The sequence below is a fragment of the bacterium genome, from assembly GCA_035703895.1.
Classification (GTDB): Bacteria; Sysuimicrobiota; Sysuimicrobiia; order Sysuimicrobiales; family Segetimicrobiaceae; genus Segetimicrobium.
Map to the genome: position 1 here is coordinate 1 of DASSXJ010000292.1, position 12,755 is coordinate 12,755.

13 protein-coding genes are annotated in these 12,755 nt (G+C 68.2%); 3 read left to right on the top strand and 10 right to left on the bottom strand.

Features of this window, described 5'->3' with window-relative positions; all coding sequences use genetic code 11:
* Window positions 1-194: 194 nt before the first annotated feature.
* Together VFP86_19135 and VFP86_19140 are read right to left on the bottom strand one after the other, a co-directional pair.
* Window positions 195-1,748 carry an L-glutamate gamma-semialdehyde dehydrogenase gene (locus VFP86_19135; protein ID HET9001765.1) on the bottom strand — a complete coding sequence of 518 codons (1,554 nt, stop codon included), beginning with the start codon at window positions 1,746-1,748 and terminating at the stop codon, window positions 195-197.
* A gap of 35 nt (window positions 1,749-1,783) precedes the next feature.
* Window positions 1,784-2,965 (bottom strand): pyridoxal phosphate-dependent aminotransferase, encoded by a 1,182-nt coding sequence (locus tag VFP86_19140; GenBank protein ID HET9001766.1) that lies wholly within the window; start codon window positions 2,963-2,965, stop codon window positions 1,784-1,786.
* Between the two features lie 205 nt (window positions 2,966-3,170).
* Here VFP86_19140 and VFP86_19145 point away from each other — a divergent pair, with 205 nt between their 5' ends.
* From VFP86_19145 to VFP86_19155, 3 genes are all read left to right on the top strand, one after another.
* The gene (locus tag VFP86_19145) at window positions 3,171-3,542 is read left to right on the top strand and encodes a hypothetical protein (GenBank protein HET9001767.1); all 372 of its coding nucleotides are present in this window, start codon (window positions 3,171-3,173) and stop codon (window positions 3,540-3,542) included.
* A gap of 83 nt (window positions 3,543-3,625) precedes the next feature.
* Window positions 3,626-4,306, top strand: coding sequence for a response regulator transcription factor (locus VFP86_19150; protein HET9001768.1), 681 nt, complete (start codon window positions 3,626-3,628; stop codon window positions 4,304-4,306).
* 116 nt (window positions 4,307-4,422) lie between these two features.
* A complete protein-coding gene (locus VFP86_19155) occupies window positions 4,423-5,442 on the top strand; it encodes an ATP-binding protein (GenBank protein HET9001769.1) in 1,020 nt (339 codons plus the stop codon).
* A 4-nt stretch (window positions 5,443-5,446) separates the two neighbouring features.
* Here the strand turns inward: VFP86_19155 and VFP86_19160 are convergent, their stop codons facing one another.
* The 8 genes from VFP86_19160 to VFP86_19195 form a co-directional block, all read right to left on the bottom strand.
* On the bottom strand, window positions 5,447-6,202 hold the full coding sequence (locus tag VFP86_19160; GenBank protein ID HET9001770.1) for a glucose 1-dehydrogenase: 756 nt from the start codon (window positions 6,200-6,202) through the stop codon (window positions 5,447-5,449).
* Between the two features lie 368 nt (window positions 6,203-6,570).
* The gene (locus VFP86_19165; GenBank protein HET9001771.1) at window positions 6,571-7,440 is read right to left on the bottom strand and encodes a branched-chain amino acid ABC transporter permease; all 870 of its coding nucleotides are present in this window, start codon (window positions 7,438-7,440) and stop codon (window positions 6,571-6,573) included.
* 135 nt (window positions 7,441-7,575) lie between these two features.
* Entirely contained in the window at window positions 7,576-8,466 is an 891-nt protein-coding gene (locus tag VFP86_19170) for a branched-chain amino acid ABC transporter permease (protein HET9001772.1), read from the bottom strand.
* An 11-nt stretch (window positions 8,467-8,477) separates the two neighbouring features.
* Window positions 8,478-8,825 carry a hypothetical protein gene (locus VFP86_19175; GenBank protein ID HET9001773.1) on the bottom strand — a complete coding sequence of 116 codons (348 nt, stop codon included), beginning with the start codon at window positions 8,823-8,825 and terminating at the stop codon, window positions 8,478-8,480.
* Window positions 8,822-9,721: an ABC transporter substrate-binding protein gene (locus VFP86_19180; protein HET9001774.1), complete on the bottom strand. Its 900-nt coding sequence runs from the start codon at window positions 9,719-9,721 to the stop codon at window positions 8,822-8,824. The genes VFP86_19175 and VFP86_19180 overlap by 4 nt, the downstream gene beginning before the upstream one ends.
* Window positions 9,722-9,786: 65 nt before the next feature.
* Window positions 9,787-10,518 (bottom strand): ATP-binding cassette domain-containing protein, encoded by a 732-nt coding sequence (locus tag VFP86_19185; GenBank protein ID HET9001775.1) that lies wholly within the window; start codon window positions 10,516-10,518, stop codon window positions 9,787-9,789.
* Window positions 10,519-10,532: 14 nt separating this feature from the next.
* Entirely contained in the window at window positions 10,533-11,294 is a 762-nt protein-coding gene (locus tag VFP86_19190; protein ID HET9001776.1) for an ABC transporter ATP-binding protein, read from the bottom strand.
* Window positions 11,295-11,342: 48 nt separating this feature from the next.
* Entirely contained in the window at window positions 11,343-12,752 is a 1,410-nt protein-coding gene (locus VFP86_19195; GenBank protein ID HET9001777.1) for a cytochrome c oxidase assembly protein, read from the bottom strand.
* Window positions 12,753-12,755 lie beyond the last annotated feature (3 nt).

The window sequence follows — 12,755 nt, forward strand, 5'->3', positions numbered from 1 at the left end:
CTCACTGGTCATGGGGGGCTTCACCCCGATCGGCTCGCTCGTGGCCGGGACGCTCGCGCAGATTTGGGGCGCCCCGGGAGCGTTCCTCGTCGGGGGGGTGGTGGGACTCGCCGCCGTCGCCGCGGTGCTGCGATGGCGCACCGTGATGCCGCCGGGCGGGGTGGCGCCGGCCGCTTAACATCGCGCCGCGCCCCCTACCGGTACTTGTGAGCCACCACTTTGGGTTGGAGAAAATTCAGCAGGTAATCCGGCCCGCCAGCCTTGCTGTCGGTCCCCGACATGTTGAAGCCCCCGAACGGATGGCTCCCCACGAGCGCCCCGGTGCTCTTCCGGTTGAGGTAGAGATTCCCGCACATGAACTCACGCCGGGCCTTCGCCAGTTTTTCCGGGTTGAGGGAGTACACCGACCCGGTCAGGCCGAACGCCGTCCCGTTGGCGATCCGGATCGCGTCATCGAAATCGCGCGCGGGGATCGCGGCAACGACCGGGCCGAAGATTTCCTCCTGGGCGATGCGCGCCGTTGGGGACACGTCGATGAACACCGTCGGCGCGACGTAGTGGCCGCCCTCGCGCGCGCGCCGGCCGCCGGCGACGAGCCGCCCTTCGCGCTTCCCGACCTCGATATACTCGAGCACCTTCTGCTCGGCGCGGGCGTTGATGACGGGGCCCGCCGGATAGTTCTCCGGAGCCGGGCCCACCTCGAGCCGCCGGACGCGATCGGCGATCATCTCGACGACGTCGTGATAGACTTTGGGCGTCACCACGACTCGGGATCCCGCGGAGCACTTCTGCCCCTGATAGCCGTACCCCGACGCCACGACTCCCGTCACCGCGTCGTCGAGCGTCGCGTCGTCGTCGACGATGATCGCGTTCTTCCCGCCCATCTCCGCGATGATGCGCTTCAGCCAGATCTGGTCGGGGGGCGTCCGAGCCGCCAGCGCGAACATCGATGTGCCGACCTCGCGCGACCCGGTGAACGCGATCATGCGCACTTTCGGGTGGGTGACCAGGGCCTCTCCGACCGCGCTGCCGGGGCCGGCTATCAGGTTCATCACTCCGGGAGGCAGGCCCGCCTCGCTGAGCGCCTCCGCGATCAAGTACGCGGTCGCGGCGGAGTCGCTGGCGGGTTTCATAATCACGGTGTTGCCGGACACGATCGCCCCAAACGCCATCCCCGCAGGGATGGCCACGGGGAAGTTCCAGGGGGAGATGACCGCGACGACCCCGATGGGAATGTACTGGTATTCGCTCATCTCTCCGGCCGCCGGAGGCAGCGGCCGGCCGGGGCCGTATCTCAGGATCTCCCGCGCGTAATACTCTGCGAAATCGATCGCCTCGGCAACATCCCCGTCGGCCTCCGCCCAGTTCTTGCCGACCTCGTAGACCATCCAGGCCGAGGCTTCCATGCGACGGCGCCGCAGGATGTTCGCCGCGCGCATCATCAAGGCGGCCCGCTCCTCTGCCGGCACCCACCGCCACGATTCGTAGGCGCGGAGCGCCGCCTCGACGGCGGCGGCCACGTCGCGCGGCCCGGCCTGGTGGACCACGGCCACGACCTGGTCGGCCGCCGACGGGTTGAAGGACCGGAACGTCTCCCCCGTCCGGACCGGCATGCCGCCGATCAAGAGGGGGAACTCGCGCCCGAGCTGGGCGCCCACCGCGAGGAGCGCCGCGTCCATCGCCTTCCGGCCGGGGGCCGTCGAGAACTCGGTGAGGGCCTCATTGCGGAACTCTGGAAGCGTCATCATGGCTCGTTCCCCTTTGCGAGGGTACGTCCTCGCCGCTAGGCCCGCGCCGCGACCGCCTTCGCGATCCGGTCGAGACCCTCTTCAATACGGGACAGCGACGTCGCATAGGTGAGGCGCATGAAGCCTGGGGCTTCGAACGCCTCTCCCGGCACGATCGCGACGTGCGCCCCCTCGAGGAGATCCTCGCACAGCGCCGCCGCGGTCGCGGGGCGGCCGGGCCGGCCGAGCAGGCCGCGCACGTCCGGAAACGCGTAAAAGGCGCCCCGCGGGGTGGCGCACCGGACGCCGGGGAGCGCGTTGAGCCGGGAGACGATGTACCGGCGGCGCCGGTCGTACTCGGCGACCATCTCGGCGGGGTCGACGTGCTCTTGGAGCGCGGCCAGCGCCGCCCGCTGCGCGATCGAGTTCGGATTGCCCGCCAGGTGCCCCTGGATGTCCGTGATGGCCGTGGCCACGGGCGCGGGCGCCGCGGCGAACCCGATCCTCCACCCGGTCATCGCATAGGTCTTGGACATCGAGTTGAGCAGCACGACCCGCTCGCGCGCCTCAGGCCAGACCGCGGACACGCAGTGGTGTTTGGCGCCGTCGTACACCATGCTCTCGTAGATCTCATCGCTCAGGAGGATGAACTCGTGCTTGCGGCTCAACTCCACAATCCCGGCGAGCGTCTCCCGGCTGTAGACAGCGCCCGTAGGGTTGTGCGGAGAGTTGAGCACGAAGGCGCGCGTCCGCGGGGTGATGAGCGGCGCAATCCGGGACGGGAGCGGCTGGAAATCCTCCCCGGCCTCGGTCGGGACCGGGACCGGCCTCGCGCCCGCCAGCTTCACCTGCTCTATGTACGACACCCACGCCGGGATCGGCACCAAGACCTCATCGCCCGGCTCGCAGATCGCCAGCAACGCGTAGTACAGCGCGGGTTTACCACCGGCGGTGATCACGACCTCCTCCGGCGCGTACCGGGCGCCGTAGTCGGCCTCCAGCCGCGCCGCGACGGCCTGCCGGAGCTCGATGATGCCGGCCGGGGCCGTATATTTCGTGAACCCTTCCTGAATCGCCCGCTCCGCCGCCCGCTTGATGACCTCGGGGGTGTCGAAGTCGGGTTCGCCCGCGGCGAAACTGATCACGTCGACGCCCTGCCGGCGCAGGCGCCGCGCGCGGTCGTCCATGCCGATGGTCATCGAGGGGGTGATCGCGCGGGCAGCCGTCGAGATGTGCATCCATTCCCTCCTGGACCGGGCGCTTCTACCGCGACACCGGACTGCGTCCACCGTCAGGGTCTGATATTCGCCCACGGAGGGGGCGCCTCCCGTTGCGCGTTGGGGCCGCCGGTGAAACCTCCACAATCTCTCCACACTGCGCTCACGGTCCGTCCACAGCCCTACCTTACCCTGGTTCTTGAACGTACATGAGGAGGGATATGCGATGAGAATCCTGGTGGGCATCCTGCTCGTGCTTGTGGTGGTCGGTGGCGTAGCTGGGATCGCGACGTATTCGTATAATTCCGGCATGGCTCAAGGCCTCGCCGAGAGTGGCAAATTGCCGGCCCCCGGTGCGGGGGGCGGGCCGTATCCGGTCTACCCGTACCCGGGTTATCCGTACGGCTACGGATTCCACGGGCCGTTCGGCTTCGGTTTCTTCGGATTCCTGTGGCCGCTCCTGTTCATCTTCCTCGTGTTCGCGCTCCTGCGAGGGGGGCGTGGATATGGGTGGGGCCATCACGGAGGGGTGCCGCACCGGTTTGAAGAATGGCACCGCCGGGCCCACGAATCCAAAGGCACCACCGGCACTGTGTGAGCACCGCTCGGGGCGAGGGGCCGCACCCCTCGCCCGTCCGTCTTGACGCGAACCCCCAGCCGGGAGCAGGTCGGATCTCCGTCATGAAGACGATTCTCGTGGTCGACGACGAGCCCAAGATCGTTCAGATCGCGCGCGATTACCTGGAGCGCGCGGGCTTCGGCGTCGTGGCCGCCGGAGACGGCCGCTCGGTGCTCCCCATGGTCAGGAGCGCCAAGCCGGATCTTATCGTCCTCGATCTGGCCCTACCGGGGATGGACGGCCTTGACGTGACGCGCGCGCTCCGGAGGGAATCCGAGATTCCCATCATCATGCTCACCGCCCGCGACGACGAAGCCGACCGGCTGGTCGGGCTGGAGCTGGGCGCGGATGACTACATCGTCAAACCCTTTAGCCCGAAGGAATTGGTGGCGCGTGTGCGCGCCGTCCTGCGCCGCTGGGATGGCGCGCGCGCGGGGACGGAAGTCGTCCGCGCCGGCGCCCTCGTGCTCGACGTCCCGCGAATGCAGGCAACCATCGGCGATCGGGCGCTCAGCCTCACGCCGACCGAGTTCCAGGTGCTCGCGGTGATGGCGCGCCAGCCCGGCCGGATTTTCACCCGCGGCCAGCTGCTGGAAGCGGTGCACGGCATCGCCGTGGAATCGTACGAGCGGGCGATCGATTCCCACATCAAGAACATCCGGCGCAAGCTCGAGCCCGACCCGCGCCATCCGCGTTACATCCTGGCCGTCCACGGCATCGGCTACAAGTTCGCGGACGAATGAATCCGCCGGAGTGCGGACAATCCCGACGGGGGCCCTGGCGCAGCCGTCCGCCGTGGTGGCCGGAGGACGAGCCCTGGCCGCCCGCCGGACCGCCTGGGACCCAGGCGTGGCAGCGTATGCGCCGCCATTTCTTCCGCCGCGCCGTACTGTTCTTTGCCACGGTCGTCATCTTGACGGTGGGGCTGTCCGGGCTCCTTTTGTGGGGCGCGGTGAGCCTGCTCGGCATCCTCCACGTACCGGCGGGCTGGGCCGCGTTCGGCCTGACCACGCTCGCGGTGATGCTCCTGTTCGTACTGGTGGCCACCGCGTTGATAGCCCGAGCGTTCCGCCGGATGGCCGCCCCGATTGAGGATTTGATGGCCGCGCTGGGTCGGGTCGCCGACGGCGACTACGCCACACGCGCCCGGGAACGCGGGCCTCAAGAGGTCCGGACCCTGACGCGGGCGTTCAACACGATGGCGGAGCGGCTGCAACGCCAGGAGGAACAGCGCCGCAGCCTGTTAATGGATATCTCGCACGAGCTCCGGACGCCGCTCGCCGTACTCCAGGGGAATCTGGAAGGCATGCTCGACGGGGTGTATCCGCGCGACGAAGCGCACCTGTCGTTGATCCTGGAGGAGACGCAGATCCTGGCGCGGCTGATCGACGACCTGCGGACGTTTTCCCTCGCCGAGAGCCTCGGGCTGAACTTGGTCAAGACGATGAGCGATCTGGCGGAGCTCGCAAGAGATGCGATCGCCTCGTTCCGGGCGCAGGCGGAAGCGGCGGGGGTCACGCTCCGGCTCGACGCCGAGCCCGATCTCCCGATCGTCGACGTCGACCCGGAACGCATCCGCCAAGTGCTCAACAACCTGCTATCGAACGGGCTCCGCTACACGCCGGCCGGCGGGACCGTCCGGGTGCGCTTGGCTGCGGACTCCAGACAGGTGGTCGTGTCCGTCGAAGACACGGGGACCGGCATCACCGCCGAAGCGCTGCCGCACATCTTCGACCGGTTCTCCAAATCCAAGGACTCCCGCGGGACGGGCCTCGGCCTCGCCATCGCCAAGAGCCTGATCGAGGCGCATGAGGGCGAGATCTCGGCTCAGAGCGTCCGCGGCGAAGGAACGGCGATCCGCTTCACGTTGCCCCGCTGAGCAGCTAGTGTCCGAACAACCAGCCGCCGTTGACGTGCAGCACCTCGCCCGTGACGAATGAGGCATCGGGAGAGGCCAGGTAGAGGACCGCGGCCGCGATGTCGTCGGGCCGACCGCCTCGTCCGACGGGGGTCTCGCCTACGATGCCGCGGACTCGCTCCTCCGACCACTGCCCGGTGAACTCGGTGCCGGCGACAAAGCCCGGCGCGATCGCATTCACCGTGATGCCGTGGGGACTCAGTTCGCGCGCGAGCGCATAGGTCAGCCCGATGAGACCGGCCTTGGCTGCGGCGTAGGCGACGGCGCCGGGCCGGCTTCCACCGGTGAACGCGGCGATGGAGCTGATGTTGATGATGCGGCCGCCGGGTCGGGGGAGATGCCCGGCAGCCGCCGTGGCCATCAGGAACGCCCCTTTGAGATTGGCGTCCACCACCTCGTCCCATAGACGCTCCGCTTCGGCAAGCGGGGTCTCCGTGGTGATGCCGAGGACAAACCCGGCGTTGTTGACCAAGACGTCGATGCGGCCAAACCGCTCGGCAATCGCGGCGACGCCGGAGGCGATGCTGTCGCGCCGGCTCACATCGACCCGTTGCCAGGTGACCTCGGGGCCCAGTGCCTCGGCGACAGCGTGCAGCCGGTCCTCGCGCCGCCCGAGGATGACGACCCGGTCGCCGGCGCGCGCAAACGCTTCTGCCGTGGCGCGGCCGATGCCGCTGCCCCCACCGGTGACGACGACTACGCGATCCGTTTTGGCGACCATCCGTCCCCGCTCCATTCCCCTGCTGGGTGGCGCGCTGCCGCGCGCACTGGAGATATGATCAGTCAGCGCCGGCCGGGTCACAACCGGCGGGTGGCCGGGGAGACGCCTGTACGGTCGAGCAGGGGGAATCGCCGAGGGGTCCTCAGGCGAACATATGATCGATCGTCGCGAAATTCACGAGATCCGCATATCCGCCGCACGTCCGCTGCACATCCCCTGGGTAAGATGACCATGAGCAACGACGCGAAAGGAGGTGTCTCTCATGATAGTGGCGCTCCTCCTGCTTGCCGGGTTGTTCTTGTGGGCAACGGGCCACATGGTCCTTCGCTAACCGCACAATACACGCACGTTGGTGGGGCGCGTCCCGATCAGGGGGCGCGCCCCGCCTGTTGGAGTGGCCGCTCGGATCGGCCCCGCGCGCGGGTCAGGACCGCTCGAACCAGGCCGACCAGTCCCAGGGGGTACAGCCGCATCATCCCGATGACCACAAGCGCGAACAGCACCATGCGGATCTGGCCATACGCGCGCAGCGCCTCCGAGACGACCTCCACGACCACCGCGCCGAGCACGGGGCCCGCGAGCGTACGCTGGCCGCCGAGGATCACCATGATGATGATGAGCGCCATCTCGTCGAACTTCATCCCGATGGGGCTCAAGAGCCCAATGTAATGGCCGTACACCGCCCCTGCGACCCCTGCGATGGCGCTGCTGGCGGCGAACACGAACCGCTTCCAGCGAAACGTGTTGACGCCAACGGCCCGGGCGGCGCCTTCGTCGTCGCGGATCGCCCGTAACCGGTACCCGATCCGGGAGCGCAAGAGGACAGCGAGGCCGCCAACCGTGAACGCGGCCAGGAGCAGGAAGATCTCGTAGGCAGGCCGCGGCGAGGGAGTGGAGAGGAGCTTCGGAACCGGGAGCCCCAGATCGCCGCGCGTGATCCCGTACTCCATGGAGATGAAGACGCGGGTCGATTCGGCGAACGCCCATGTCGCCAGCGCGAGGTAGAGCGCGCGCATGCGCAATGTCAGGGCGCCGATGCCATAGCCTACGATCCCGGCCGCAAGGCCGCCCGCAGCAACCCCGAGCGGGATCGGGATGCCGGAGCGGATGACGAGCAGCGCCGAGGCGTACCCACCGATACCGCTGAAGACGTGGTGCGCAAGTGAGAAGAGACCCGTGTACCCGGCGATGAGGTTCCAACTCGAGGCCATGATGACGTAGTAGCAGGCGACGGCCATGATATGGACCGGGTAATCGCCGAGGACCAGCGGGAGGAGCGCCGCCGCCGCGACCGTGGCGACGGCGAGGCCGACCCGGATGCCCGCCGCAGGCCAGGCCGCGCCGGGCGCGAGGGCGCCTGTCGCCGCCGTGGTTTACGCCTCCCGAGCCCGCTCGCCGAAGAGCCCGGCGGGCCGAAGCACGAGCAGCAATAACAGCAGCCCGAACCCGTAGACGTCGCGGAACGACGCCGAGAGAAATACGGATCCCAAACTCTCCACCAATCCGAGCAGCAGCCCGCCGATGATGCTGCCCGGAATCGACCCCAGGCCGCCGATCACGATGATCTCGAACCCCTTGACCGTGCTCAGCGCCCCGCTCTCCGGGTAGACCAGAAACACCGGGGCGAGCAGCGCGCCGGCCGCTCCGGCCAGGCCGACGCCGATGCCGAAGGCGCTCATATCGAGGCGCGGCAAGTTGATCCCGGCCGTCAGCGCCCCGAGGCGGTTCTGGGCGGCCGCCCGCAGCGCCCGCCCGAACCAGGTCCACCGCACCACGAATGCGAACGCCCCGAGGAGGACCACCGTCCCGAGAAACGCGACAAGCCGGCTGCCGTTGAGCGGGAGCGGGCCCAGCATCACCGGCGACGCGTAATCCCGGGGAGAAAACTGGTACGGGCCGAACACGACAATCGCCAAGTTCCGGAACAATACCGTCAGGCTGATCGTCACGATCGTCGCGTACTCGTCCAGCCGCTCGACCTGGGCGACAAACATCGGCTGGAGGAGCACCCGCTGGACGAGCATCCCGAGCCCCGCCGTGCCGAGGATGGCGAGGGGCAGCGCCAGGTACCATCGCGACGGGCCGACCCACGTCGAGATCCCCAGATACTGCAGATATCCGCCGATCATGTAAAACTCCCCCATCGCCCAGTTGATCATCTTCATGATGCTGTAAATGAAGGTGATCCCAACCGCCATCAGGCAGTAAATCATGCCGATCACGAGCCCGGCGAGGGTGTACTGGGCGATGAGGGTGAGGTCCACGATCTCAGCGACTAACGGGGCGCCGCGTAGCTCCCCGTTTTCATCGCGCTCGGAAAGAGAATCTGGGCCTTGTCATAGGTCTGCTCGTTCTGCGTGTACTGCAGGATGATCATCGGCGGCGACCACTGGTGCCAGGCGAGTCCGTCGGCCCGAGGGAACGTCACCTTGCCGCCGATCCAGGTATCAAACCGGCCCCGCTCCAGCTGCGCGATGATCTTCTTCGGGTCGCTGCTGCACGCCTGGTTCATCGCCTCGGCCACGATCAGTGCGTCGCCGAAGGAGTTGAGGTTGGCATAGATCGCGACGTCATGGTACCGCTTCGCGTACTCGAGCGCCGCCCACTTGCCGAACGGGCTCAACGCCATCCGGGGGTGGTAGTAGGAGAGATGAACGCGAGGTAGTTTCCCGCCGGGCCGAGGTTCTTCCAGTACTCCGGCCGCACCGGGAAGTCATACGACCCGAGCATCGCCGACTGGGGAAAGAGGCCGATATCGTGCGCCTGCTTCACGATCAGGTACGCGGGGGTGCCGACCCCGACGTTCAAGAGGAGGTCCGGCTTCGCGGCCTTGAACTTCAGGAGCTGCGGCGTCAAATCGGAGGACGTCCGGTCGAAGATCACCGCGTCCAGGGTCACGTCGAGCTTCTTCGCCGCGATGAGCGCCTTCGTGGCCTCCACCAGTCCGATGCCGTAGTCGGTGTTCTCGGCGAGCATCGCGACCTTATGCCATCCCTGCGCCTGGATGAACCCGAGCCACGCCGCGGCGCGGTCGGGGTCGATGGGGTGGGCTCGAAACACCGCCGCGAAGTGCTTCCCGGTGACATCGGCCGCGGAGGCCTGGGTGCTGATGTAGGGGACCATGAACTGATCCGCCAGCGGCGCGGCCGCGAGCATCGCCGAGCTGTGGAACGCGCCCCACACGGCCACGGCGCGATCGTCGGAGACCAGCCGCCTGAACCCCGCGACCGCCTTCTCCGGCACGCCGCTATCGTCCTCGACGGCCAGCCGGACCTGGGTCGCCGGCAGCGGGCAGCCTTCCTTGCCTCCGAAGAGGCCGCCCATCACCGTGTTGATGTACTGGACCCCCAGCTCGGCGCCACGCTGGATCAGCTGCCCAGCTGAGGCGTCCCCCGGAGGCGAGAGCGGGGTGAGGACTCCGAGGGTAACGGGTGCCGGCGCCGACCACCCCGGCGCGTGGCTCCCGACGAACACCGATATCACCACTGCTGCTACGACCGCAACCGTCCTTGGACTCATCCGGCTCCCCCTTCCGTGTCCGGCGCCGTCCGCGCCGGAGATCATGTGTGCGCGAAAGCGGCCGCTCACGACCCCGTGGGCGACGTTCCGACCAGCGTCTCCTGGACGATGGCGCGGAGGTCGCGCGCGAACACCTCGCGCGGGCCTTCCCGCTCCACACGGCCCATGACGATCAGGTAGACGTCGTCCGCCACCGCGACGGCCTCGGAGATGTTCTGATCCACGAGCAGGACGGTGATCCCCAACCCGCGGCTGCGCACGAGCAGATCGTAGACCTCGTCGGCCACGCGGGGCGCGAGCCCGGCCGTCGGCTCGTCCACCAGGAGCAGCGACGGCAGCGCGACCAGTTCCTTGGCGATGGAGAGCATCCGCAGTTGTCCGCCGCTCAGGACCGTCGCCCGAGATCGGCGGAGGCCGGCCAGCGCCGGAAACAGATCGTAGATGCGGACCAGGCGCTCCCGCAGCGTCACCCGGTCGTGCCGGATGGTCCATCCGCCGACGAGGAGATTTTCTTCGACCGTCATCTGCGGAAACGCGCTGGGCCCTTGAGGAACGTACCCGATCCCGATCCGCTTTCGCTCGTATGCCGACAGTCCTTGCATCTCGCGATCGCGAACCCATACGCGGCCGGCACGGGGCGCAACCAGCCCGAACACCACTCGGAGCAACGTCGATTTTCCGGCACCGTTGGGACCGATCACCGCGGTGATCCGGCCCGAGACCGCCCTCAGGGTGAGGTCGTTGAGAATATCGATTCCGGGATGGTATCCGGCGACGACGCGATCAACCCACAGCATGGGCCGCGTTCCGCTTACGCGCCGCCCGCGGACACAGCCGCCGCCCGGCGGCCTCCGAGGTAGGCTTCGATGACGCGGGGGTCACGCGCCACGTCGTCCAGCGTGCCTTCGGCGATCCACTCCCCGTTGTGCATCACCGACACCCGGCTGCACAGTCTGCGGAGCGTGGTCATCTCGTGGCTGACGACGAGAAAGGTGACACCGTCCCGCCGGTTGATCTCGAGGATCGCACCCACCATCCGGTCCTTGATGGTCGGGTGCACGCCTGCAAACGGTTCGTCGAGCAGGACCAAACGAAGCGGGCGCTGCACGAGGCAGCGGGCAAGTTGCAGCAGCATTGCCTGTCCGCCTGAGAGGTCGCGGGCCTCCGCATGCGCCAGGCCGTCCAACCCGACAAACTCGAGAGTCCGGCGGGCCGCCTCGCGCCCTTCGCCCCATGAGGCGCGCCGGTGGTCTGCGCACAGCGGCAGGAGGAGGTTTTCCAGCACGGTCATGTGCTGAAACACGCGCGGCAACTGGAATGTCCGCGCCACCCCGAGCGCGGCGACCGCATCGGGGGACATCCCCTGAATCGGCCGGTCTCCGAGCCGGATCTCCCCTTGATCGGGTAGCAGTTGCCCCCCGATCAAATTCAGCAGGGTCGTCTTCCCGGAGCCGTTCGGCCCGATCAGCCCGCGCACCTCGCCCGACCCGAGCGCGGTAGTGACATCGCGGACCGCGGCCACGCCCCCGAAGGACTTTCCGAGGCCGCGGAGCGTTAGGAGGGTCGAAATCATGCCCGAAGGTTCGCCGGGAGCCGCGAGCGGCCCTGTGCCCCCCAGAAATCACCGGCCCGCCGAGAGCCTCTCGGAGGCCCGGCCGGCGCCTTCGCGTCTCAACAAGACGTTGAGCAGGATCAGCACCGGGATCACGTACATCATCTGGCCCATCACCCACATCACCCCGCCGCCCAACCGCAGGTCATCGAGCGGGGTGAGCCCCCACAGCCGGGGGACCTGAGTGTAATGGAGGTAGAACGGGCGGCCGGCAAACGCCAGCGCGAACCCAACGAGGAAATTGATGAGGTCCGCGGCGACGACGAGCCCGAGTCGCAATCCGTAAGATGCGCGGACCAGCCTGGGCGTGGGCGACACGATGACGCCCCAAAATACCATGCCGGCTCCCACAAAACTCAGATGTTCAACCATGTGGACCCACCGGGACGCGAGGGTGGCATCGTACGCGAAGGGGAGGTGCCAGAACACGAGCACGCCGTTGAACAGGAGGAGCGCGGGGAGCGGCGACCATATCGCGTGCAGGACGCGGGCGGCCCGCGGGATCTGATAGAGCCGGCCCACGAGCGTCGCGGGCACGGCAAGGGCGAGCAGGGCCGGCGCCACGAGCAGCAGGAGCATGTGCTGCACCATGTGGATCGTGAAGAGGTATTCGGACCCCGCGTCGATCGGCGACAACAATGCGACCGCCAGGGCGAGCATGCCGCCCCAAAAGTACACCGGCTGAGGCGGCCGCGGGGGAAATCGCCGCGCAGCCCACAGAAAACCGAGGGCGGTAAGGGCGAGCCCGGTGCCGATCAAAGGATCCCAGTGCCACTCGCGCCAGGTGATCGCCGGCGGAGCCCCGCGGGTCGTGTCGCCGGCCGCGATGCCGCCCTGCATCGCGTCCGGGGGGCGGACCGTGATCCGGCGAGTGACGAGGACGCGGGGCACGAACGATCTGTTGTCGCTCGCCACGTACTCGACGGTGACGGTGTGATTCCCGGCGGACACCGGCACCACGACCGACGGGGTCCATGCCCTGCTGACGACCCGTCCGTCGACAGCGACGTGAATGCGCCCTCCGGCCGAAAGCGATGAGACAGGAGTCCAAGCCGCGCCGGCGGGTTCGAACAGCCGCACGCTTATGGGGACGTCGTGAGACTCAATGATCTGGCCATCGACCGGTGTGACCACCACCAGCCGGACGCGCGTGGTCGGGGCGCCCAGATCGGAGATCGACGCCACAAGATCGGGCCCCCCGAGAAACGCCAGCATGCCGACGAGGAGGAGGATATATCCGGGCCGGGTGAGCCGCGGCCGACCCCGGGCGATCATCAGCCACCCCAGGATGGCCAGCGCGAGACCCCCGGCGAGCGTGGCGAGCTGCGGACCCGTCACCGGCCCGCCCGTCAGCGGGTGCGCATTCGCCGGCGACGGAAAAAGCAGCGCGCCTGCGGCGACGGCCAACGCGGAAGGCATGCC